The sequence below is a fragment of the Ruegeria sp. BF10 genome (assembly GCF_056538725.1).
The window spans coordinates 1-1,622 of record NZ_JBQFTR010000016.1 but is presented as its reverse complement, the minus strand read 5'-3'; the positions used below and the strand labels follow the sequence as shown (position 1 = coordinate 1,622).

General features: G+C 64.2%; 1 protein-coding gene. It reads left to right on the top strand.

Annotation, left to right across the window (positions count from 1 at the left end; genetic code table 11):
• Positions 1-9: 9 nt before the first annotated feature.
• The coding region (gene xsc, locus ACR0DJ_RS20460) for a sulfoacetaldehyde acetyltransferase (protein WP_480686145.1) at positions 10-1,622 on the top strand (1,613 nt) is incomplete at its 3' end.

The following is a 1,622-nucleotide window of genomic DNA, read 5'->3' as shown; positions in this document are numbered from 1 at the left end:
AGCACCCACATGAAGATGACGACGGAAGAGGCGTTTGTTAAGGTTTTGCAGATGCACGGGATCGAGCATGCGTTCGGGATCATTGGATCTGCGATGATGCCGATCTCGGACTTGTTCCCGAAGGCCGGGATCATGTTCTGGGACTGTGCTCATGAAGGCTCGGCCGGCATGATGGCCGACGGCTATACCCGCGCCACCGGCAAGATGTCGATGATGATCGCGCAGAACGGCCCGGGCATCACCAACTTCGTGACGGCGGTGAAGACGGCCTACTGGAACCACACCCCGCTGCTGCTGGTGACGCCGCAGGCGGCGAACAAGACCATCGGTCAGGGCGGTTTCCAGGAAGTCGAGCAGATGAAGCTGTTCGAAGACATGGTCGCCTATCAGGAAGAGGTCCGCGATCCGACCCGTGTCACCGAAGTTCTGAACCGCGTGATCATGAAAGCCAAGCGCGCCAGCGCCCCGGCCCAGATCAACATCCCGCGTGATTTCTGGACCCAGGTGATCGATGTCGATCTGCCCGCCATCGTCGATTTCGAACGCCCCGCGGGCGGCGAAACCGCCGTGGCGCAGGCGGCTGAACTGCTGTCGAACGCCAAGAACCCGGTGATCCTGAACGGTGCCGGCGTGGTTCTGTCCAAGGGCGGGATCGAGGCCTCGAAAGCACTGGCCGAGCGTCTGGATGCGCCGGTCTGCGTCGGCTATCAGCACAACGACGCCTTCCCCGGCAGCCACCCTCTGTTTGCCGGTCCGCTGGGCTACAACGGTTCGAAAGCCGGGATGGAGCTGATCAGCGAGGCCGACGTGGTGCTGTGCCTCGGCACCCGCCTGAACCCGTTCTCGACCCTGCCCGGCTATGGCATGGAATACTGGCCGGCGAATGCCAAGATCATCCAGGTCGACATCAACCCCGACCGGATCGGCCTGACCAAGAAGGTCAGCGTGGGCATCGTGGGTGACGCGGCCAAGGTGGCGACCGGCATCCTGAACCAGCTGAGCGATACCGCGGGCGACGAGGGCCGCGAAGAACGCAAGGCGAAGATCGCCGAGAAGAAATCCCGCTGGGCCCAGCAGCTGAGCAGCATGGACCACGAGGATGATGATCCCGGCACCACCTGGAACCAGCGCGCCCGCGCGGCCAAGCCCGACTGGATGAGCCCCCGCATGGCCTGGCGCGCCATTCAGGCGGCGCTGCCGAAAGAGGCGATCATCAGCTCGGATATCGGCAACAACTGCGCCATCGGCAACGCCTATCCGTCCTTCGAGGCGGGCCGCAAATACCTGGCGCCGGGCCTGTTCGGGCCTTGTGGCTATGGCCTGCCGGCCATCGTCGGTGCCAAGATCGGCTGCCCGGACGTGCCGGTCGTGGGCTTTGCCGGTGACGGCGCCTTCGGCATCGCGGTGAACGAACTGACCGCGATCGGGCGTGAGGAATGGCCCGCCGTGACGCAGATCGTGTTCCGCAACTACCAGTGGGGCGCGGAAAAGCGCAACTCGACCCTGTGGTTCGACGACAATTTCGTGGGCACCGAACTGGACACCAAAGTGTCTTACGCCGGTATCGCGCAGGCCTGTGGCCTGAAGGGCGTCGTGGCCCGCACCCAGGACGAGCTGACCGC